The organism is Mesotoga sp. H07.pep.5.3, from assembly GCF_002752615.1.
In the GTDB taxonomy this organism is placed as follows: Bacteria; Thermotogota; Thermotogae; order Petrotogales; family Kosmotogaceae; genus Mesotoga; species Mesotoga prima.
Genome location: NZ_AYTV01000012.1, coordinates 241,902 through 263,069 on the forward strand (window position 1 = coordinate 241,902; position 21,168 = coordinate 263,069).

Annotated in this window: 19 protein-coding genes; 11 read left to right on the forward strand and 8 right to left on the reverse strand. The window is 44.1% G+C overall.

All coding sequences use genetic code 11. The annotated features are described in order from the left end of the window. Positions 1-187 precede the first annotated feature (187 nt). Positions 188-1,201 (forward strand): elongator complex protein 3, encoded by a 1,014-nt coding sequence (locus V513_RS04825; RefSeq protein WP_257211949.1) that lies wholly within the window; start codon positions 188-190, stop codon positions 1,199-1,201. Next, on the forward strand, positions 1,188-4,712 hold the full coding sequence (smc, locus tag V513_RS04830) for a chromosome segregation protein SMC (RefSeq protein WP_099771906.1): 3,525 nt from the start codon (positions 1,188-1,190) through the stop codon (positions 4,710-4,712). Before V513_RS04825 ends, smc begins: the two co-directional genes overlap by 14 nt. Here smc and V513_RS04835 read toward each other — a convergent pair. From V513_RS04835 to V513_RS04870, 8 genes are all read right to left on the reverse strand, one after another. Next, a complete protein-coding gene (locus V513_RS04835; protein ID WP_257211950.1) occupies positions 4,709-5,608 on the reverse strand; it encodes a DMT family transporter in 900 nt (299 codons plus the stop codon). The genes smc and V513_RS04835 overlap by 4 nt on opposite strands. After that, entirely contained in the window at positions 5,605-7,092 is a 1,488-nt protein-coding gene (aglB, locus tag V513_RS04840; RefSeq protein ID WP_099771907.1) for a cyclomaltodextrinase, read from the reverse strand. The genes V513_RS04835 and aglB overlap by 4 nt, the downstream gene beginning before the upstream one ends. Beyond that, positions 7,089-7,901: a transglycosylase SLT domain-containing protein gene (locus V513_RS04845; protein WP_014730300.1), complete on the reverse strand. Its 813-nt coding sequence runs from the start codon at positions 7,899-7,901 to the stop codon at positions 7,089-7,091. Before V513_RS04845 ends, aglB begins: the two co-directional genes overlap by 4 nt. Positions 7,902-7,966: 65 nt before the next feature. Continuing rightward, on the reverse strand, positions 7,967-9,589 hold the full coding sequence (gene nuoF, locus V513_RS04850) for an NADH-quinone oxidoreductase subunit NuoF (protein ID WP_099771908.1): 1,623 nt from the start codon (positions 9,587-9,589) through the stop codon (positions 7,967-7,969). Positions 9,590-9,591: 2 nt separating this feature from the next. Beyond that, a complete protein-coding gene (locus V513_RS04855) occupies positions 9,592-10,089 on the reverse strand; it encodes an NADH-quinone oxidoreductase subunit NuoE family protein (RefSeq protein ID WP_014730302.1) in 498 nt (165 codons plus the stop codon). A gap of 68 nt (positions 10,090-10,157) precedes the next feature. Further along, entirely contained in the window at positions 10,158-11,957 is a 1,800-nt protein-coding gene (gene nuoF / locus V513_RS04860; protein WP_014730303.1) for an NADH-quinone oxidoreductase subunit NuoF, read from the reverse strand. Between the two features lie 17 nt (positions 11,958-11,974). Continuing rightward, on the reverse strand, positions 11,975-12,352 hold the full coding sequence (locus V513_RS04865) for a (2Fe-2S) ferredoxin domain-containing protein (protein WP_014730304.1): 378 nt from the start codon (positions 12,350-12,352) through the stop codon (positions 11,975-11,977). After that, complete coding sequence (locus tag V513_RS04870; protein WP_014730305.1) at positions 12,352-12,846, reverse strand: NADH-quinone oxidoreductase subunit NuoE family protein; 495 nt, start codon at positions 12,844-12,846, stop codon at positions 12,352-12,354. Before V513_RS04870 ends, V513_RS04865 begins: the two co-directional genes overlap by 1 nt. A gap of 130 nt (positions 12,847-12,976) precedes the next feature. On the opposite strand from V513_RS04870, the gene V513_RS04875 reads away from it, so the two are divergent. The 9 genes from V513_RS04875 (at position 12,977) to V513_RS04915 (ending at position 21,157) form a co-directional block, all read left to right on the forward strand. Further along, a complete protein-coding gene (locus V513_RS04875) occupies positions 12,977-13,489 on the forward strand; it encodes an adenine phosphoribosyltransferase (protein WP_014730306.1) in 513 nt (170 codons plus the stop codon). A gap of 14 nt (positions 13,490-13,503) precedes the next feature. Continuing rightward, positions 13,504-14,868, forward strand: a complete 1,365-nt coding sequence (locus tag V513_RS04880; RefSeq protein ID WP_099771909.1) for a glucose-6-phosphate isomerase — start codon at positions 13,504-13,506, stop codon at positions 14,866-14,868. After that, positions 14,865-15,122: a hypothetical protein gene (locus tag V513_RS04885; protein ID WP_006492079.1), complete on the forward strand. Its 258-nt coding sequence runs from the start codon at positions 14,865-14,867 to the stop codon at positions 15,120-15,122. The genes V513_RS04880 and V513_RS04885 overlap by 4 nt, the downstream gene beginning before the upstream one ends. Beyond that, complete coding sequence (coaE, locus tag V513_RS04890) at positions 15,122-15,694, forward strand: dephospho-CoA kinase (protein WP_099771910.1); 573 nt, start codon at positions 15,122-15,124, stop codon at positions 15,692-15,694. Before V513_RS04885 ends, coaE begins: the two co-directional genes overlap by 1 nt. Before the next feature lie 38 nt (positions 15,695-15,732). Next, positions 15,733-16,998 (forward strand): ABC transporter substrate-binding protein, encoded by a 1,266-nt coding sequence (locus V513_RS04895; protein WP_014730309.1) that lies wholly within the window; start codon positions 15,733-15,735, stop codon positions 16,996-16,998. Between the two features lie 243 nt (positions 16,999-17,241). Next, on the forward strand, positions 17,242-18,420 hold the full coding sequence (locus V513_RS04900) for an MFS transporter (RefSeq protein WP_014730310.1): 1,179 nt from the start codon (positions 17,242-17,244) through the stop codon (positions 18,418-18,420). A gap of 288 nt (positions 18,421-18,708) precedes the next feature. Continuing rightward, positions 18,709-19,371, forward strand: a complete 663-nt coding sequence (locus V513_RS04905) for an ABC transporter permease (protein ID WP_014730311.1) — start codon at positions 18,709-18,711, stop codon at positions 19,369-19,371. Between the two features lie 12 nt (positions 19,372-19,383). Next, entirely contained in the window at positions 19,384-20,511 is a 1,128-nt protein-coding gene (locus V513_RS04910; protein ID WP_099771911.1) for a betaine/proline/choline family ABC transporter ATP-binding protein, read from the forward strand. A gap of 4 nt (positions 20,512-20,515) precedes the next feature. Beyond that, a complete protein-coding gene (locus tag V513_RS04915; protein WP_014730313.1) occupies positions 20,516-21,157 on the forward strand; it encodes an ABC transporter permease in 642 nt (213 codons plus the stop codon). Positions 21,158-21,168: the final 11 nt, after the last annotated feature.

The window sequence follows — 21,168 nt, forward strand, 5'->3', positions numbered from 1 at the left end:
AACTGACCGATCCCGGCCAGTTATTATTAGAAAGTGCTATACTGTATGAAACTAAAATCAATCTTTCCATATTCCTTCCTCCTGAATGATTCATTCTACCATCTGCAAAGTAACACAGAAAGCATTTCGTTTAAGATTTGTTGAAGTATCTTTGTTAAATAGTGCTCAATCGGTTTATAATACTAGTATGAATATTATTCCAATTTTCGTTCCACATGAGGGTTGCAGAACGCGATGCATATTCTGTAATGAATACTCCGCCACTGGAGTCACTGGAGTTCCCGATGAGAAAGAGATCATTTCCACTGTAGAGAAGTATCTTTCATTCTTTAGACATCCAGAGGATGTGGAGCTTGCATTTTATGGTGGCACATTTACCGGGTTTGGTAATCAGCAGGAGTACCTGGAGGTTGCAACTGAGTTCTTCAAAGCAGGTCAGATAAAGGGGATCAGATTCTCCACCTCTCCGGGGCTCATATCCGAGAGGTTAGTAGAGTATTTGAAACCGTATCCGGTAAACTTTATCGAGCTTGGAGTCCAGTCTTTTGATGATACTGTTCTGGAGAAATCTAACAGAGACCACAACACCAGCGATGTTTATAAAGCAACTCACTTGTTGAATAGCAACGGAATCAAATTTGGCATTCACTTGATGACCGGGCTACCCGAAGACTCAGAGAGTAAGGACATTCACTCGACCAGAGAGGCTATCAGAGTAGGTGCCTCTTCCGTTAGGCTTCATCCTCTGGTGATTTTGAAGGGTTCTCTTCTTGAGAATGAATACAAACTTCGTAGATTTTCGCCTCTTGACCTCCAGGAGTCTATTGAGATTCTCTGGAAAATGTACCTTCTGCTCTCGACATCGAATGTGAAGATAAACAGGATTGGTATCTGTCTGTATGGAAAGCAGATAGACAACGTGGTGGCCGGTCCATTTCACCCTGCGATTGGAGAACTCGTGCGTGATAGACTTTTCCTTGAAATCGTCAGGGCATTTTCCGGGGAAATGAAGAGAAACGAGCTAAGACTTCATAATAAATTCAAACCATTTTTCACAGGTCATAAGAAGGGAATTGTCGAGGAAGCCCGTAAGGAGGGGATTCTTATAGACTTCGCTCACGATGGTGAGGAAATCGATGTTTCTCTTTATATGAGACGGATCAAAGAAAGGGTTCTGGAGGGAGTTTATGCTGAGGCTTAATTCAGTTTACATAAAAGGATTCAAGAGCTTCGCCATGCCAACTAGATTCGAGGTCTCATCGGGCATGACTGCGGTAGTCGGACCCAATGGCAGTGGAAAATCGAATGTTGTTGACGCGATAAGATGGATATTTGGCGAGCAGTCTATGAAAAACATCAGGGCCGACAGCAGGGAAGATGTCATCTTCAACGGTTCAGAGAGATTTCCACCTTCAAACTCCGCTGAAGTCAAACTTGTATTCGAATCAGAGGAAGGAATCTTTTCAATTGCGCGGGAGATATCTAGAGATGGACAGTCGTCTTACAAAGTCAATGACAAACAGTCCAGACTGAAGGATATAAAGGAGCTATTCCAGGGAACCGGTGTTGGAATGGATATATACTCTATAGTTGGGCAGGGACAGGTCGATAAGGTAGTGACGGCCTCGCCATACGAGCTGAGGGCTCTCATTGAAGAGGCTGCCGGTACTGCGGTGTACAAAGAGAGGAAGAAAGAAGCGCTGGGAAAGTTGGCGGCAACGGAAGAAAATCTAAGCAGACTTGAAGACATAATTTTTGAGCTTGGCAAACAACGTAAGTCTCTTTATCTAAAAGCAAAAAGGGCTGAGAAGTTCGTTGAATATTCTGCGAAACAGAAGGAGCTGAAGAATCTCTTCTTCGGCAATATCGCAAGACTCGAAGAGGAGAAACTTGGGACTCTTAATGGAGATCTAGGAGAGGTTCGTAACGAGTTAAAAGATCTTCAGAAGAAGTTAATTGAAGGCGAGTCTAAGTGGTCTGCTTTAAGGGCAGAGTTCTCAGAAGTTGACAAAGAAATCGAAGGGTTCACAAAACTTCTCGAAGAGTATAAGAAACGGCAAAACGACTTGTTGGAGCTCAAAGAGATGTACTCAAGAAGACTGAACGAAAAAGAGAATAGATTGATAGAAATCTCAACCCGGATTGACAATTTCAGATCGGAAATCGAGGAACTCGATAAGAGAAAGGATGAGATTAAGTTAATTATCGAGAGCCTCGAGCAACAGGTTTCAGATGAAGAAACTGCCCTCTCTTTGTCTGAAGAGGAACGGGACTCCCTTTTAAAAAATTACAGCGCGAGAGAACGAGAATGGCTCAAGCATCAAGAGACCTTTGAGTCTATTTCGAAGAGGCTTTCAAAGATTGAGAATGAGCTCGAGAGACTTGAAAATAGCAGGGAAGACACAAGTAAGAGATTGCGCCTAATCGAAAACCAACTGGAAACGAAAAGAGATAGGTTCGAAACCCTCAAGGAAGAAACCGAGTCTCTAGCAAAACAGGGCAAGGAAAGTTCAGATAAACAACGAAAAGTTGAAGCGGAAGTAAGCGCCTCGAAAGAAAGACTCGTTGAGCTGGATGCAGAATTAGAGAAAACTAGGGATCGTCTTTCAAGCAATGAAAGCGAGTTTAGAAGATCTCAAATGGAAAGGGGCTTACTCCAAAGGCAGCAAGAAGAATATCAGGGATTCTCCAAAGCAGTCAGAGAAGTTTTCTCGAGAAAGGAGAGCTTTGCGGGACTCAGAGATGTTGTTGCAAACATCATACAGGTACCAGAATCCTTTGAAACCGCTATAACAGTTCTTCTAGGATACCGTATGCAGGATATAGTGGTTGACGACTCAATAACCGCAAAGAGAATAATCGAATTCCTCAAATCGTATAAGATAGGTCGGGTAACCTTGCTTCCCATTGACATGATTGAGGGCAGTTTCAGAAATTTCTCAAGGGTTGAGTCGCATCCAGGCTTCATCAACTACGCTGCCAGGCTTGTAGAAATCCCGGATGGTTTCGAGAAACTACCGGTTTACCTTTTCGGAAACTCAATTGTAGCAAGAACCCTTGATGATGCGATTGAAATGAGGAGATCAGAAGGTTTCATTGGTAGAATTGTATCCGTCGATGGCCAGTTGTTGAGTAGCGGTGGATCCATTACCGGAGGGTTTATTGGCGAAGAAACTCGAACCGATCTACTCTCCAGGAAGAGACGGATCCAAGAACTTGTTGAAAGAGAAGACGAACTGGAGAAGCAAATACAGCTCGGTAATAAGCAGATTGAAAGACTTAGGGACGAGATGACAGAGGTCCGTGGATATCTGAAGGCGCTGCAAGAAGAGCTCAATGAATTGGCTTCAAAGGGGGCGGCAATAAACAGAATGATAGCGGAATTGCTGAAATCTGCTCAGGAAGTTGAGGAAGAGATAGCAGAGCTTCAGAAACTTGAAAACGAATATACTAGAAGGATGGAAGAAAATTCTAGAAAGAAGGAAGTTCTTGTTGGAGAACAATCTGCTCTCAAAGAAGAGCGCTCTGAACTACAACGCAAAGTTGAAGAGGAATCTGAAGAGCTTAAGAAACAGAAGAAAGCCCTTGAACAGCTTCAAGAAAAGATTGTCGATACCAGGCTTAGGCTATCCACTCTATACGAGAAGCAGGAACAGTACACAAAGGAACACAGTTCCTTAATTCAAAAGAGCAAAGCTGATCAGGAGAACATCGATCTTCTTTCTCGAGAAGTCTCAGAAGTCGAATCGGAGACGGAACGGCTGAGAAGACAGGTGGCGGATCAGGAAAGAGAGCTAACCTCAGTCAAGAAAGAAACGGAAAACCTCTTTTCGAGCATAAGAAATCAAAGGGAAGGGAAAGAGCAAAGGCTTTCTGCCCTTCAAGAGGCCGAAGAAGAGATAAATGAAATGAAAGCGGAGAGAGAAAAACTTCGGGACAAATCTCACAAACTTGAGATGCACATTCAAGAGAGCGAGATGAAACTGTCAAGAGTGAGAGAAGAATTAGATGAAGTCGAAGAAGAGGTCGAGATTCTTTCCGAAGAGAAACTTCAAGACATCAAGGTGGAACTTGACGATTACGAGAACAAACTAAAGTTTCTTGGAAGCGTTGATCTTGAGGCTATTGATGAGTATGGTGTCGTAGATAGGGAGTATCAAGAACTCGATGAGCAGAGGAAGGATCTAGAAGAAGCTAAAGTAAAACTTATCGAACTGATTGATAAGACAGATGCTAAGGCGAAGAATATCTTCATGGAAACCTTCAACAGTGTGAACGAGAACTTCAATCGGTACATTGAGGAGATTTTCGACGGAGGAGAAGGCGAGATAAAGATAATCCCTGGTGAAGACTTACTTGAGACCGGTTTGGAGATCACAGTCAGGAGACCTGGAAGAAAGATTCAGAAGCTTCAACTCCTATCCGGTGGGGAAAAGGCACTTGTTGGAATAGCCCTTGTTTTCTCGTTACTGAGTATAAAACCCAGTCCTTTTTACGTTTTAGATGAAGTTGACGCTCCACTGGATGATTTCAATGCCGAAAGGTTCAGAGTGTTGCTTAGGAAACATGCCGCCGACACGCAGTTTCTTGTTGTTACCCATAACAAACTTGTTATGGAGGTTGCAAATGTTCTTCATGGAGTGACAATGACAGACGGTCTTTCAAGAGTAATCCCTGTCGAACTGCAGTCGGTTGAGACAGTTATCGGTTAGTGTTGTCGTGTGAAACTAGCCGCCTGTATTCCCTTCCTATAACCAATAACATTCCTGCTCCGACCAGTGCAGAGCCTGTAAAAAAACAACATGGAAGGTGAATTCCCGAGAAAAACAATGTCGGCGATTACGGTGAAAACGGGGATTGTGTAGACCCATAGAGTAGCCGCCTTTCCTCCCCAAAGATCTATTCCCTTGTTCCACATTATGTATCCCAGAGCCGATGCAAAAATCCCTAAGAACAAAATGCCTGAGACCGCACCGAAAGAAAAGACGACGGGTCTTTTGAAAAGAAGGATTTCTGAAAGAGCAAAGGGCGCGGAAAAGAGAAGTCCCCAGAGCATTATTTCTAGAGTTGTCCATATCGAGCTGTTGTGAATCTTCTCATAAAAGTAAGTGTATGCCGTCCAGGAGACTGCTGCACCGAAAGAGAAGAGATTTCCTGTTACGCTAGAGCCATCGGCAAATCTTCCCGAATAAATAATCACTGAGAGTCCCGAGAAAGCTACGAGACCCCCCAAGTATTCAAAAAGATCGTACTTTTTTCTTATTAGGTCATAAAGAAGTATTGTGAGTATGGGAGCCGTGGATACAATCAAAGAAGCATCAGCGGCATTCGTCATTGTCAAACCATAATTTTCGAAGAAAAAATAAAATGTGATTCCTGAGAGACCTGCTAAAGCCGCATTCTTGTGATCTACGGTATTGAAAGAACCCCTCTTATTTAAGGATATGGGAAACAGAATAACGACTGCAATTGCAAAACGAAGAAAAGCTAGCAGCATTGGAGGCAGTGAACTGACGGCCACCTTGGTAAAAATATATGATCCACCCCAAATCACTGCCGTTGTTGCCAGAATAACAAGACCTAGGGATCTTCTATCAGTCTCTTTCATAATCTTTTATACGGTGAATAATGAAGATCTGATCTGATAATCAAAGGCTCCATAATCAGCGCCTCAAACGGTCCGAGATCAACAGATACCGTTCCGAACGACACTTTAAATGCTCTTCCAGTCAACAGATCCTTCATTTCTGTCCCGTTCATAAGGAAACCCTCCTGCAAAAAAACTCTCGATTTTATGTTGTTTGCAGTAGGGTTGACTACGCAAAGAACCATATCTTCCACAATTTCGCCAGTTCTCTTGAAGGATATGAGTGAACTATCGGAAGAAATCAAGGGTTTGAAATTACCCGCTCGAAGTGATGCTTTTGTTTCTCGAATTGCGTTCAGCTTCTTATAAAGGATCCGCGTCTCTGTTTCCTTCGAAACACTTTGCCAATCCATCGGAGCCCTGTTCTCAGGATCATTGCCTCCATCCATTTCTATTTCCTCGCCATAATAGATCAAGGGAATCCCGGGAAGACAATACTGAAGAACAAGCGCTGCTTTTACCCTCTGGAAGGATCCGAGCTCGTTCTTAAGCCTGGGTACGTCGTGTGAAGAGAGAATAGTCCAGGAATTAGAAATGAAAGTCAAGCCGGCCTCTTTAATAGCCTCATCGATGATTTTCAGTGCGTCATGTCCGGAAAGATAACCGTTGAGAGCCTCCCAGATTACCAGTCGAAAGTAGTAATTCATCAGCCCGTCCAGATGCGATTGCTCGGGCCAACCACCGGGATAGTTCCAGATTTCCCCGATAACAACCGCGTCACTTCTGACCGATTTGGTGGTCGCAACTATTTCTTTCAAGATTCGTGGTCCAAGATCATAGGCAACATCTAACCTCCAGCCATCTATGCCCTTCTTAAGCCAGTGAGCTACAACTGAGTCAGTGCCTCTAAAAACCATGTTTGAAAGGATCGGATTCTCAAGATTGAGTTCAAGAAGATTACATGAGTCCATCCAGCCTCTTAAACCCTTTTTTCCTTCGAAGAAGTACTTTCTGAATTCCTCATTTCCCTGGAGGGCACCTGGTTCCTCGAATAGCTCAAGAGAGTTGGCCCATTTTCCCGAAGCTCCAACGTGATTGAAAACTCCGTCCAGTATTATACTGAGCCCCTTCGAATGAGCAGTCTCGACAAGTAGAAGGAATTCTTCTTCCGTACCAAAGTCAGGATCTATCTTAAAATAATCAACAGTGTCATACTTATGATTCGTGTGTCCCCAGAATATTGGATTCAAATAAAGAGTGTTCGCGCCAAGGTCTCTTATGTAATCTAGCTCTTCGGTTATTCCCGCAAGATCACCTCCCCAGAAATCATATTGATGACTACCGTCTACGGAAGCAACGGGTTTTTCTCCCCAATCTCTAACGTCTTGCTTTGGAAGCTGATAATGACCTTGTTCGCGTTTTTGAAATACGTTCTTTCCATAGCCAATCTTGAATCTATCTGGGAATATCTGATAGACGATAGAATCTCTTTGCCAGTCTTTCATCTTTTCTCCTCCAGGAATTCATTGGCATAAGCAAGATAGACCATTCCAAGGAAAATGTTGTTTCTGATGGACCAGAGCTCTTGGGGTTTAATATTTATCCTGGATTGCTTCAACCAAGAATTCAAAGTCCAAAGCGTCATCTCGTAGATTTGCATCAGCCCCCTTGAATGCACATAGTCAGAAAATGATTCATCAATACTTCTTTCTTCCATCAAAGCAAAGGGATTCAAAGAGGATTCAACTACCATGATTGATAGTACAACTTCCGGGTCCAGTCTAGACAAATCTAGAGTCTTAATTTCGCCTCCAACTATAATATCAACTTTCACATTTGCAAATTCCATTAAGGCATTGTAAATCTCCTCTGATAGGCGATTCTTAAAAATTGCGGATCTGTCAGAAAGTAAACTGCTGGACTCAATTAACGAAGCTATCTTAGTTTCTAAGTAGGGACATTTCCTCTTTGCATTTTGCTGTGAAAGATCTGATATTGTTTGGTTGCAAACGAAAAGATCGTTCTCCGAAACATTGTGCATCTTTACTGAACTGCTCAATCTATAATTCAGTGAGCCGCTCTTGTCAGTGAAATATCTGTATGCTTCAACCACACGGTCATCGTACTGGTAAGATGGGCTTTCAAGAATGGACTTATAATCGGCTCCAAGGCCTGCATTATAAAGCACGGAGAGAGCTGCAACTCTGTCAAGTCTATTCTTTGCGCTAAGGGAAGTAAGTATCAATGAAAAAATGATGATCGATGCAAGGAGAATCGAAAGCACGATCATGTCAATTTTCTTACCCTTGTCCATATTCCACCTCGCGGCAATTATAGCAGAGAAAAAGCCGGGTTGCCCCGGCCTCTTGATTATTGACTCTACCTCTTTTTCTTCTCGGGTTTATCGAACTCACAAACACCAACCGGACATCCCGGAGAGTTTAGATGAGAGAGAAACTCGTCCTTAAACCTGTCGAGTATAGATCGCAATGGAATTGGGACAGACTGGCCGAGGCCGCAGAAAGATGATTCTTCCATTGTCTCAGATATGTCATATAACTGGTTGAACATCTCCACAGTTCCTCTTCCCTTTGAGAACTCATCAAGAATGTACACGATTACACGGGTTCCTTCCCTGCAAGGAGAACACTTTCCGCAGGATTCGTGAGCGAAGAATTCCATGAGATTCTTTGCGATATCAACTGCGCAATGAGTTTCATCGATCGCGAGGATTACTCCGGATCCCAGGGATGCACCAGATTTCTTGAAGGAATCAAAATCCAGCTCAGCATCCATCTCTTCTGGTTTAATGAAGGTTCCCGCAGCGCCGCCTGTTTGTACCATTTTTAGGGTTCTGCCCTTGGGGATGCCTCCCCCAAATTTGTGAACAAGATCTCTCACGGAAGTTCCCATGGGCACTTCAACTATTCCTCTCTTAACAAGATCCCCGCACAAAGAAAATACCTTTGTTCCCGGTGATGATTGTGTCCCTATCGACCGGAACCAACCTGCTCCCTTATCTATTATTGGTGGAACACAGGCAAAAGTCTCGACATTATTGACTACTGTTGGCTTATCGTATAGGCCACTTACAGGAGGATAAGGGGGTTTCAGCCTAGGTCTTCCCGACTTGCCTTCTATAGACTCTATAAGAGCAGTCTCTTCGCCACAAACGTATGCTCCTGCACCCAGTCTGACAGAAAGATCGAATGAAAACTCTGTTCCGAGAACTGACTGTCCCAAAAGCCCGTATTCATACGCCTTGCTTATCGCGTCCCTTAGACTAGATACAGATTCGAAGTATTCTCCCCTGATATATATGTATCCCTTACTTGCACCTACAGCGTATCCAGCAATAACCATGCCTTCTATAACTGAATGGGGATCACCCTCCATGATTAACCGATCCTTAAATGTCCCCGGTTCGCCTTCGTCAGCGTTACAGATCACGAACTTCTCATCGGATCTGACTTTCTGAGTAAACTCCCATTTCAGTCCCGTTGGAAAGCCGGCCCCTCCTCTTCCTCTGAGGTTGCTCTTCTTCAGCTCTTCTATGACTTCCTCAGGAGTCATTCTCAATGCCTTTGCGAGGCCCTGATATCCATCTAGCGCAATGTACTCTTCAAGATTTCGCGGATCGATAGAACCGGCGTTTCTCAGGACGATTCTCACTTCACTCGTTGATTTGGTAGCTTCAACACTTCCTCCAGAATCGAAATCCGCAACGACCAGATCTCTTACTTTTCGACCCTTTAGAAGGTGTTCCAGGACAATTTTCTCAATGTCTACTTCGGACTTTGCAGAATACATTACATCATCGGGGAGTACAAGAAAGAGAACCCCTCTTCCATACTCACCGAAAGAGCCAGTTTCAAGAATCTCTACCATGGAACTCAGGTTGTAATTCTCGACCAGAGTATTGAGATAGTTCTTTAAGTGCCTGGCACCTAGGAGCAAGCTGTTCGAATCTATAGATACGAGAACCGTGATTGGTTTGCTCATGATTACTCACTCCTTTCCCTTGAGACGATCTCGCGTATTATTTCGGAGACTCTTTTTGGGGTAAGGTTTCCATATGCCTCATCATTTATCATCATAACGGGGGAGACTCCGCAGAGACCGAGACAACTAGTTTCTTCCAGCGTAAACAAGCCATCTTCAGTAGTCTCACCGAAGCCTATCTCAAGCGTATTTTTCAAAGAATCTATCACCGCCTGTCCACCTGTTACATGGCAGGGAAGGCTCTTGCAAACCCTGACGACGTACTTGCCTCTCTTGTGAGTTGAGAACATCGTGTAAAATGTAAGAACCTCATAAATCCTGGAAAGAGGTGTCCCAGTCAATTCCTTCAACACTTCTGCCGCTTCGATTGGAATAAAGTTGCCGTAATGATCTTGAATTGCGTGAAGAGTATTTATTAGTACGTCTCCCTTCTCAAGGCTCTGACCACTTATATCTTCATAGATTCTTGTTACAGTCAAACGGACATCTTCAGCAGACATATAAGTTCCTCCCTTCAATCCTCTTCGAAGTAGCAAAGAAACCCCCGATGAAGAGGGTTCCAAAAAGTTCACGGAGATACTTTGCTGATCGCTCCAAATCTGCAGACTGCAAGACAACTACCGCATCTAGTGCAGATTTCCGGATCTATTTCATGGGGTTTTCTTACCGAACCGCTTATCGCTTCCACAGGGCAAACTCTTGAGCAAGCGGTACAACCCACGCATTTTTCTTTGTCTATCACTACACGTGTCAGAGATTTGCACTTCTTGGCGGGGCATCTTCCGTCCTTCACATGTGCTTCGTATTCGTTCCAGAAATAACGCATCGTCGATATTACCGGCTGTGGAGCCGTCTGGCCAAGTCCACAAAGAGAAGTTGCCATGATGTTCTCGCCAAGATCTTTCAGAAGTTGGAGATCTTCCATAGTACCTTCCCCACTAGTAATTCTTTCAAGGATTTCAAGCATCCTTCTCGTTCCATCTCGACAAGGCGTACACTGACCGCATGACTCTTCGACCGTGAACTCAAGGAAGTATTTTGCAACATCGACCATACAGCTGTCTTCATCCATTACAATCATTCCACCGGAACCGATTATAGTTCCCAGTTTCTTCATGTTGTCGTATGTTATTGGGGTATCGATCAGTTCTAAAGGAATGCATCCTCCGCTTGGTCCTCCGGTCTGGATTGCTTTCAGTTTCTTCCCACCGGGCACGCCCCCGCCTATTTCGAATATCAGCTTTCTCAAAGTGATTCCCATAGGTACTTCGACCAGGCCCGTGTTTTTAACATTCCCGGCAAGGGCGAAGACCTTGGTTCCTCTCGACCCTTCTACCCCAAACTGGCTGAACCATTCGCCGCCATTATTGATTATGGGTGGTATATTGGCAAAAGTCTCTACGTTGTTCAGAAGGGTAGGTTTTTGCCAGAGTCCTTTATTTGCGGGAAAGGGAGGTTTAACTCTTGGTATTCCCCTCTTCCCTTCAATCGAATTGATCAGTGCAGTTTCCTCGCCGCAAACAAATGCGCCTGCTCCGATTCTGATCTCGAGGTCGAATGAAAAGTCAGTACCAAGAATGTTTTCGCCCAGGAAACCATATTCTCTAGCCATTTTCATAGCGTGAGTAAGCCTTTCGATTGCCAGCGGATATTCAGCTCGTACATACACGAAACCCTTCTGAGCACCAACAACTCGTGCAGCAATAGTCATAGCTTCAACTATCGAGTGGGGGTCACCCTCAAGGACCGCTCTATCCATGAATGCGCCAGGGTCACCTTCATCCGCGTTACAAATAACGTATTTTGTGTCACCTTCCGCCTTTTTAGTGAAGTCCCACTTCATCCAGGTTGGAAATCCTGCTCCACCCCTGCCCTTAAGTTCACTCTTCCTGAGTATTTCGATTACATCGTCAATACCAATTTCAAAAAGGACTTTATGCAGCGCGAAGTAGCCATCTCTAGCAATGTACTCATCTATGGAAAGAGGATCGATTACTCCCAGGTTTCTGGTCGCAATTCTCACCTGCTCTGTGAAAAAGGGCAGTTCCTCCTGAGGTCTCTCTCTTAGATCCCCCGCATCTCCTCTGTAAAGTAGATCTTCAACTACTCTACCCTTTAGAATATGCTCTTCTACGATTCGAGACGCGTTTTCTGGAGTGATCTTCTGATAGAAGACACCTTCAGGGTAAATCACAAGCATTGGGCCGAGGTCGCAAGCGCCCATGCATCCAGTTTCTACAACTCTGACAACGTTATCTAGCGAATACTTTCTCAGGGTTTCCTCAAAAATGCCTTTGACACTCTTCTCGCCTGCCGAAATGCAGGCCCCTCCAGCACAGATCAGCACCGTGTTTTCAACCGCGGGCACCCGTAATCACCTCTTCGTTATAGTTCTCCTCTTTTCACTATAAGATCTCCGACAACTTTTCCCCCGACTATGTGTTGTTCGACCACTCTCTTTGCCTGAGCCGGGGTAACATGTCCATATATTATTGGATCGGATCCTTCAAGATGAACCTCTATTGTTGGTTCAGCATCGCAGAGACCAAAACAACCTGACTGAACGACGGAGACATCGTCGATTCCCTTTTCTTCAAGTGAATCAACTATTGCCCTAAGCGTATCCTTTGCACCCGCAGCAATTCCACACGTACCCATTGCCACTATCACTTTTCCTCTTTTGCCTGAGTTACGCATCTTAAGGCCCTTCATTGCGTTCTCTTTGATTTTCATAAGTTCCTCAAGGCTCTTAATCTTCGCCATTACTCGGCCCTCCTGTATTTGTCCAGAATCTTGGAAACCTCGTCTGGGCTGACTCTTCCGTAGTAATCATCTTCGCCAATCAAGACAACCGGGGCCATACTGCAAGCACCCAGACATCTGACAGCATGAATCGAAAAAAGCCCATCGGAGGTTGGTTCGTTCATTTCAACATTCAGTTCGTCTTGAAGTCTTTCGAGAATTTTATCTGCACCCTTAACATAGCAGGCAGTTCCCAGGCAGACTTTTATTTGATTTTTCCCCTTTGGTTTCATGCTGAAGAAGTTATAAAAAGTAACGACTCCATATACCTGACTCAAAGGAATATCTAGTTTCTCTGACACGTGTTGCTGGAGTTCTTCGGACAAGTACCCGAAGATCTCCTGTGCTTTGTGGAGTACATTAATTAATACCCCCGTGTTGCCTTTCACCGAGTCTATGTACTCGTCAAGCTCTTTATAGAGCTGCTGGCATTCCGGGCAATTAACAAGAGACAAACCATGCACCTCCTTTGAGGAAAGAATGTTATTTATTTCACACATGCATTATAACATGCACCTAGAGAAATGGGCTGATTCCTGTGTTAAAATAACCCATGTTCAAGGAGCCTTATGAGGAGGAGATTAGATGGATCTAGAATCCTTTGTCCGTGATGTTCCAAACTTTCCTAAGGAAGGTGTAGTTTTCAAAGACGTCACTCCATTGTTAAAGGATCCGTTGGCTTTTAGAGAGTGTATATTGAGGTTGTCGGAAAAAGCGATGAAAGTTGATTTCAATATAATGGTGGCTCCGGAAGCAAGAGGTTTCATTTTTGCGGCTCCTCTTGCTTTTGAGATAGGAAAGGCCCTTGTACCGGTTAGAAAACCGGGGAAGCTTCCATATAAAACAAAGGAAATCGAGTATGAATTAGAGTATGGTAGAGCCACTCTTCAAATGCACGTAGATGCAATCAACAGAGGAGACAGAGTTCTTATTGTAGACGATATCCTGGCCACAGGTGGAACCATGCAGGCGATTGCTGAAATGATCGAAGAAAGCGGAGGAGAAGTCGTTGAAATTCTTTGCCTGGCAGAACTTGGATTTCTTGAACCTAGAAAGAGGCTATCCAGGTACAGTGTGGAGACTCTTATTACTTACTAGTGGAGGTTTGAAGAATGCTTAAATATGACTTCTCATTTGCGTTTAAGGAAACTCTTGAGAGCGGGTTGTCCTTTGATGAGATATTTGATATTGGGAAAGCTTTATCTGCCAACTTTGAAAAGGTTTTTCAGCCACTTCCTGGTTTTCTTAGGATTCTTGACGATGACGAGATCCTTGAAGAAGTTGGGGCTCTCAAGTCTTGGCTTCAGAGGTTCGAGAACTTTGTCGTCATAGGAATAGGAGGATCGGCCTTGGGAAATCAAGCCCTTCATTCCTCGCTCAAACCAATCAACTGGAACTCTCTTAGTAATGAAAAAAGGGGAGGAAAGGCTCGGATTTTCCTTCTGGACAACGTAGATCCAGACCTGATAGCCTCTGTTCTTGGAGAACTTGATCTTGCTCACACGGTGTTCAACGTAATATCAAAGTCGGGAACAACTGCCGAAAGTATGGCCAACTATCTGGTTGTCAGGGGTTTACTTGAAAAACTAGACCTTCCTGTCAAAGAGCATTTCATATTTACGACAGACAAGGATAATGGTGTTTTAAGACAAATCGCAGACAATGAAGGGATAAGATCTCTGACGATTCCAGATGATGTAGGTGGGCGTTTCAGCGTTCTTACCCCCGTTGGATTGCTTTCTGCAGTCGCTGAGGGAATAGATATTGAGCAAATCTACGAGGGTGCACGGTTTGGCAAGGAAAGGTATCTGAGGGATGATTTGAAATCAAACCCAGCCGCTGTCTGTGCTCTTATTCATTACGCGTACTTGAAAAAGGGGCACAATATCTCAGTAATGATGCCTTATTCAAATAGGTTATACACTCTCGCTGATTGGTACAGGCAATTGTGGGCAGAATCTTTGGGAAAGAAATTCGATCTTTCCGGAAGAATTGTCCATACTGGTCAAACCCCTGTGAAATCTTTGGGTGCGATCGACCAGCACTCTCAAGTTCAGCTTTATAATGAGGGGCCAAAAGATAAGGTTGTTACACTGGTGAAGGTTGAAGACTTCGTGAATCAACTTACAATACCTTTCATCCATTCCGATATCGAAGCTCTATCGTATCTTAATGGAATCGGGGTTGGGGAGCTTTTAAATGCAGAACTCAGGGCAACTTCTATTGCTCTCGTTGCAAACGGTGTGCCGAACATGACGATTATCTTCCCTCAGATAGACGAAGTTCATGTAGGCGAGTTTATTATATCTTATGAGATACAGACGGCTATCATGGGGTTTTTGCTGAAAGTAAATCCATATGACCAGCCAGGAGTGGAACTGGGAAAGAAACTTACATACGCTCTTATGGGAAGAAAGGGTTACGAGGAAATAAGGGATAGATATGAGGAGAAAACCTCATGGAGGTTTGAACTATGAAGTCAGAGCTATTAAGAGTTCTTGAGGGTTTTTCAGTTGAGGAAGTCTTCTACACTTCGGGAGAACCAATACCTACCTTTGTGATAGTTTCGATGGAATCTGAGGATCTTTTGAAGAAGATTGGAGAAATGGAGGAAATCGAGGCAGACATCATTGTGATAAGCCCTGAAGAGAAGAAAGAGCTGAAGAATGCAAGCAGTGAGTTGTCAAGAGTCGTGCTGAATGTTATCGAGTCGGGAGAAAAGCTTCTGTAATGATTGTTGGTCTTGTGGGAAAAGCGGGGAGTGGCAAGTCAACGGCTGCAGAGCGTCTGGCCAAATCAAAAATGGAGTTAATCTCTCTCGATAAGCTCGGACACGACGCGCTGAGAGAAGAACAAGAAAGCCTGGTCAACTCCTTTGGGAGAGGCATTTTGACGTGCGGTAACGTTGATAGAAAGAAGCTGTCCAGAATAGTCTTCGAAAACTCCGATCTTCTTACAAAGCTGAATAAGATAGTCCATCCTGTGATAAAGCGAAAAGCCCTGGAGATCGTCGGTAGGGATTTTTCAGATCACTATATCTTTGACGGAGCTCTTATCCATGAAATTGGACTCGCTGAGTATTGCGACAAAATCATATGGTTTGAATGCCCGAACGAGATAGCGATCGAGAGACTTATGAAGAGAGGAATGAGCAAATCACGTGCAGAATCGATTCTGGCCTCACAGCAATACCTCGATTCGATAAAAGAGTCTGTAGATGCTGTAGTTACTACATTAGGCAGTAGTGAAGAGACTTTCGAGAAACTGAGATCGATTCTTTTTGAGTGGGGCATAGTGGTATAATTTGGTTACTTAGAAATCCTTTATAAGGAGGTAGGGAAATGCGCAAGAGACTGATTCTCGCTTTGTTGATTGTATCTTTTGCTGTTTTTACCTTTGCTGTGACGGAGATCGAATTCTGGCACGCGATGGGCGGCGCGCAGGGAACAACAGTCAATGAAATTGTAGCATCCTTCAACGAGGCCAACCCTGATATCTTGGTGAAGGCAATCTATGTTGGTAACTACAGTGCTTTGCAGCAGAAACTCCTGGTAAGTGCGGAAAGCAAGACATTACCTGCTCTTTCTCAGGCTTACGGGAACTGGACTGCCAGACTTATACCTCGAGATGCTGTTCAAGAACTGAATTCCTTGATTTCCGATCCCGAAGTTGGCTTGACGGATGAGGAATGGGATGCCATTTGGAATCCTTTCAAGAAAATGGTCACCTGGGGTGATACAGTATATGCCCTTCCTTTCAACAAAAGTACTTACGTCCTTTATTACAACACTGACCTCTTTGAGCAATATGGGCTTGAGGTTCCTAAGACAATGGACGATCTTCTGTTTGCAGCGATGATGCTTACTGAGGACAAGAACAACGACGGTCAGATTGATCAATATGGCTTTGGTTTCAGAACCACGATCGATCATTTCATGATATTCCTGAGAGCCAATGGTGGAGAAGCAATCGATATAAAGCCCGATGGCTCGGTTGAAGTAACTATCAATTCTCCTGAAGCAAAAGAGGCTCTTCAGTTGATGTACGATATGGCTCATACCTACAACGTCGCCCTTTTCCAGGGTGGTTACCTGGACGCACCATTCGGGGACGGCCAGATAGCAATGTTTGTAGAGACTATTGCGTCGGCTTCTTACGTTGATTCAGGTTCCAGAGGAAAGCACGGCTGGGCATGGGCTCCCGTTCCAATGTGGAAAGTCCAGGCTCCTCCTTTTGCCGGAACAGATGTAGTGATGTTCAAAGGGATTTCTCCTGAACAGAAGGCTGCTGCTTGGAAATTCATGAAGTATCTCATAAGCCCGGAAATACAGGCTTATTGGTCGGTTAAGACAGGATATATGCCTGTTACCGAAATTGCTTTGACAACCCCTCAATGGAAGGCCTACGAGGAACAGAACCCGACTGTAATGGTTCCTATTAGTCAGATCCCTTACGGTTCGGTCGATCCTAATGTTGCTCTTTGGGATGACGTAAGAAACATTCTTGGAACAATGGTAGGAGATGTAATCAACCAGAAGAGAACCGTGGAAGAAGGGCTGGCATGGGCAGAGCAGGAAATTCTCTTGAAAGTTGCTGAGCAACAATAAACAAAGCATTGAGTAGGGAGGCCTATGGCCTCCCTTTTTTGTTGAATTCAGAAGAATGAAAGCAGAGGTTCAGGATCTAGTTTGGAATAATCAGTTCTTGAACTCATGAACAAGAACAGACAGAATTTCATTTCGGTTCGGAGATTATTTTCATCGGCTGTATGTGGAGTTCTACCCTCTTAAGGTAGAATTGTCTCGAATGTTTTCAATTTCCGGGGTACCATCTTTGAGAGGCGGGAGTAAATGAAAAAGTACTTTCATGTATTCAACTTCTACGCGTTTTCGTTCTCAATACTACTTTACTTACTAAATTCATCGATCAACACTAAAGCGGCCGAATGGGGTCTGTCATATATGGTAATTGGTTTGATCAACTTCATTGGCTGTGTTTTTTACGTAATCTCTGCCCTGGTATTCGGAAGAATGGGAGACAGAACCGGTTTTAAGCGAAGTTTGTCAATTGGCATGTTTATCATGACAATCGCTCTTTTTCTTGGTTTCTTCTGGAGCCGACCTGTAGATATAGTGATAGCAGCCATTGGGGTGAATCTCTTTTTTGGATTCTTTTTCCCGTCACTAGAAGGGTTGCTTTCGAAGTCGGAAAAGAGTATTGGAATTGATTCGGCTTCGACCGTTGTTCGTTTTGTCCTCTCGTGGAGTGCAGGTAACATTGTTGGAATGGCTTTTGGGCCATTTCTTATCCAGAGGTTCCCGGCAGCTATCTTTTCTTACGGAATTGCTCTCTGTGGACTCGGTAGCATACATGTGAGATCACATCTCAAAAGACACGGCGAATCCCTTCCCGGTTCTTTTGCCGAAACATTCAGTTCGTCATTCAGTGAGATTGATCTCCCAAGGCTAGAGGAGTACAGAAAAGTTTACAGATTTACTTTCTTGCTCGCAGGTATAATCTATACAAGTGGAATGGCACTTTTCCCTAAGCTAATATCTTCAACAGGCATACAGCTCCAGAATGTGGGTTTCTTGACAGTAGGTGCAAACGTCGGGGTCTTCCTTTCTTTTGTCTTCCTGAGCCTCTTTCGTTTTTGGGTTGGTAGTCCTGAATTATCCTTCATTACCATGATAACTGTCTTTGGAGCGGCCGTTGCCACATTTTTCCTTCCAGAGAGTCCAGTCACGTTCTTCCTTGCCACTCTGTTTTCAGGTGCAACCTATGCGGTTCCCTACATATTTGCAATCTTCTACGGCCTTACCTCGAAGGAAGACGATCATGGTAAGCAGGGAGGCATTCACGAGTCTATGGTAGGTATTATTTTCGGTGTCGGACCGCTATTGGGAGGGTATTTTCTCCAGTTATGGCCCTCTTTGAAGAGCGTAGGTCTAATGTCGATAGGTTTGATAACGGTAATTATTATCAGTCAAATGACCTTCTTGTTTAAGAATAATGTTAAGCGGCAGTGAACTTCAATAAGTGGTTGTCGCAAATTATAATTGTCTTCAAATCAAGTTCTTAAGTTAAGTCAATCTTCACGAACCAACCTTGCGTTGTGAGAAATAGCTTTCCAGTATGTGGTATAGTATACTAGTTATGGTAGTCTTGTGTTTGAATAATTCTGGTTAGGATCTTGACACAACCATCTCTATCTACTTGAGCAAAGAAAAATCTTTAGTCAGAAACTTAATACTCGTTCATAAGAAAGGGTCTTAACCGTACTCCATTTTTTTGGCCGATTATGGAAGGAGAGATTTATGGGTTTCTTTGAGTATCTGGGACGGAATTACGATTTGGTTCTTATTGAGTTACTCAATCACATAAAGATAATTGCTATAGCTATCCCGATCGCGATTGGGATTGGTGTTCCCATCGGGATTGTGGTTTCGAGGAGCAAAAGGGCTTCTTCTATTGCCCTATATGGAGCCGGAATTCTTATGACAATTCCCAGTCTTGCGCTGTTCGGTTATATGGTAGTCCTCTTAGCGCCACTTAAGGCTGGAATAGGTGTTACGCCAGCTGTGATTGCTTTAGTAATTTACTCATTTCTTCCCGTAATAAGGAACACGGTTGTCGCTGTGAATTCAGTGGATCCCAGAATGATTGAAGCAGCCAGAGGAATGGGGATGACCAACTGGCAGATCCTCTTCAGGGTAAGACTTCCGCTCACTATACCGATTATAATGGCAGGCGTAAGAAACGCTGCTGTTATGGGTGTAAGTGTAGCCACTATCGCGTACCTTATCGGCGCAAGAGGACTTGGGTACTTCATCTTCTCAGGGCTAGGCAGGTCAAATTTCAATATGGTTCTTCTGGGAGCTCTGATAGTTTCCATACTGGGAATAGGAACAAACTATGGTTTGCTCGCTCTAGAAGAGATCATCACTCCCAGAGGACTGAAAATCGAGAGGGAAAAGTGAGGTGGAACATAGATGTCTATAGAATTCAAAAATGTCGTTAAAGAATACGAAGAAGGATTCAAAGCAGTCGACAACCTCAGTATTACCTTTGAGGACAAGAAGTTGACAATACTAATAGGTCCCTCCGGCTGTGGGAAGACAACCACTTTGAAGATGATAAATAGGTTAATTGAGAAAACCGATGGAGAAATTGTCGTTGACGGGACATCGCTTGATGAAATCGATCCGATTAGACTGAGAAGAAGCATCGGATACGTAATCCAAGAGATTGGTCTTTTTCCTCACATGACAGTTTTCGATAATATTGCTGTCACTCCAAGATTGATGAAGTGGGATGAATCAAGAATCAAGAAACATGTTTTTGAATTGCTGGACCTTGTAAACCTCGAACCTTCCGACTATGCAGAGAAATACCCAGCCCAACTTTCGGGAGGACAACGTCAAAGAGTAGGAGTAGCAAGAGGTCTAGCTTCCGATCCAAAAATAGTTCTTATGGACGAACCTTTCGGAGCAATAGATCCGATTAACCGTGAAAAGCTTCAGGACGGGTTTCTCGAAATTCAGTCGAAGATAGAGAAGACAATTATCTTCGTAACTCACGATATCAGGGAAGCAATCAAGCTGGGTGACAAGATAGCGATTCTAGACGACGGAAAACTGGTGCAATATGCCGATACAATGACGGTGGTTCAGGAACCGGCTAATGAGTTTGTTGAAGATCTTCTTGGCGCAGATAGGGCGTTGAAGGGTCTTGAACTCGTGCGAGTAAGGGAGACTTACGTTCCTGGCGGAAAGTGGATCGAAGACACAGGTGATTGCAAGGTAAAAAAGGCAAAGGATTTTCTCGTTAACGAGGGAAAAAAATTCGCCTACGTTGTTGATGGAAGCAAAAGACTCAAGGGGTATGTTATGTTGAAACAGCTAAGCAAGGCGTCTGATGAAGAGCCCCTAAAGAAGTACTTGAGATCTATCGAGACCATACAACCTCTTTCGAATTTGATGGAGGCGATGTCATTGATCATGAATACCGGGCTTTCCTCACTGCCGGTCGTCGACGATAAGGAGAGGCTACTTGGAATCTTGAGGTTCAAGGATCTTGTAAACCTAGTAGGCTCTTATGAGTCGTCTGATGAGGAGTGAGATCATGGAAGTCTTAGAATATATGTTCGAGAATTCTGGCTACATTATGGAAAGGCTTCTTGAGCACATTTTCATCTTCCTTACTTCCTGGAGCATGGCAGTAGTGGCAGGGGTTGCAATTGCGATTTTTGTTACCAGGCCAGGGCACAGAAAAGCGGGCAAACTGGTTCTGTCGATCACCGGAGCAACTCAGGCCGTTCCCAGTATCGCAGTGATCGCTCTTGTTTTCCTGTTCATGGGAATTGGAGCCGCTCCAGCCGTAGTTGCTCTCTTCCTTTATAGTCTAGTACCGGTAGTCTTCAATACTGCATCCGGCTTGATGAATGTCTCGATGATGATGAAAGAGGCGGCTAAGGGAATGGGAATGACTAACAGGCAGATATTGTGGAAGGTAGAAATGCCTGTAACGGTTCCGACAATGTTATCTGGAATTAGGAGTTCGGCGACGATAAATATTGGTACTGCTGCGATTGCCGCATCAATTGGAGCGGGTGGTCTGGGAGAGATCATCTTTACTGGCCTTCGTATGACAAGGGGTCCAATGATAATTGCAGGAGCCATTCCTGTAACGATTTTGGCGATAGCAGTAGACATAATCCTAGGTTTTTCGGAGAAGGCTCTGACTTCGAAAGGCCTCAAAATTTAGGAAACATGGAG

What these genes read in the sequence shown, in the direction of transcription:
- V513_RS04885 (WP_006492079.1), top strand. Translation starts at nt 14,865, where the DNA reads ATGAAGTCAGAGCTATTAAGAGTTCTTGAGGGTTTTTCAGTTGAGGAA.
- V513_RS04855 (WP_014730302.1), bottom strand. Translation starts at nt 10,089, where the DNA reads ATGTCTGCTGAAGATGTCCGTTTGACTGTAACAAGAATCTATGAAGAT.
- V513_RS04865 (WP_014730304.1), bottom strand. Translation starts at nt 12,352, where the DNA reads ATGGCGAAGATTAAGAGCCTTGAGGAACTTATGAAAATCAAAGAGAAC.
- V513_RS04915 (WP_014730313.1), top strand. Translation starts at nt 20,516, where the DNA reads ATGGAAGTCTTAGAATATATGTTCGAGAATTCTGGCTACATTATGGAA.
- V513_RS04825 (WP_257211949.1), top strand. Translation starts at nt 188, where the DNA reads ATGAATATTATTCCAATTTTCGTTCCACATGAGGGTTGCAGAACGCGA.
- V513_RS04845 (WP_014730300.1), bottom strand. Translation starts at nt 7,901, where the DNA reads ATGGACAAGGGTAAGAAAATTGACATGATCGTGCTTTCGATTCTCCTT.
- V513_RS04905 (WP_014730311.1), top strand. Translation starts at nt 18,709, where the DNA reads ATGGGTTTCTTTGAGTATCTGGGACGGAATTACGATTTGGTTCTTATT.
- V513_RS04835 (WP_257211950.1), bottom strand. Translation starts at nt 5,608, where the DNA reads ATGAAAGAGACTGATAGAAGATCCCTAGGTCTTGTTATTCTGGCAACA.
- V513_RS04900 (WP_014730310.1), top strand. Translation starts at nt 17,242, where the DNA reads ATGAAAAAGTACTTTCATGTATTCAACTTCTACGCGTTTTCGTTCTCA.
- nuoF (WP_099771908.1), bottom strand. Translation starts at nt 9,589, where the DNA reads ATGAGCAAACCAATCACGGTTCTCGTATCTATAGATTCGAACAGCTTG.
- aglB (WP_099771907.1), bottom strand. Translation starts at nt 7,092, where the DNA reads ATGAAAGACTGGCAAAGAGATTCTATCGTCTATCAGATATTCCCAGAT.
- V513_RS04910 (WP_099771911.1), top strand. Translation starts at nt 19,384, where the DNA reads ATGTCTATAGAATTCAAAAATGTCGTTAAAGAATACGAAGAAGGATTC.
- V513_RS04875 (WP_014730306.1), top strand. Translation starts at nt 12,977, where the DNA reads ATGGATCTAGAATCCTTTGTCCGTGATGTTCCAAACTTTCCTAAGGAA.
- smc (WP_099771906.1), top strand. Translation starts at nt 1,188, where the DNA reads ATGCTGAGGCTTAATTCAGTTTACATAAAAGGATTCAAGAGCTTCGCC.
- V513_RS04895 (WP_014730309.1), top strand. Translation starts at nt 15,733, where the DNA reads ATGCGCAAGAGACTGATTCTCGCTTTGTTGATTGTATCTTTTGCTGTT.
- coaE (WP_099771910.1), top strand. Translation starts at nt 15,122, where the DNA reads ATGATTGTTGGTCTTGTGGGAAAAGCGGGGAGTGGCAAGTCAACGGCT.
- V513_RS04880 (WP_099771909.1), top strand. Translation starts at nt 13,504, where the DNA reads ATGCTTAAATATGACTTCTCATTTGCGTTTAAGGAAACTCTTGAGAGC.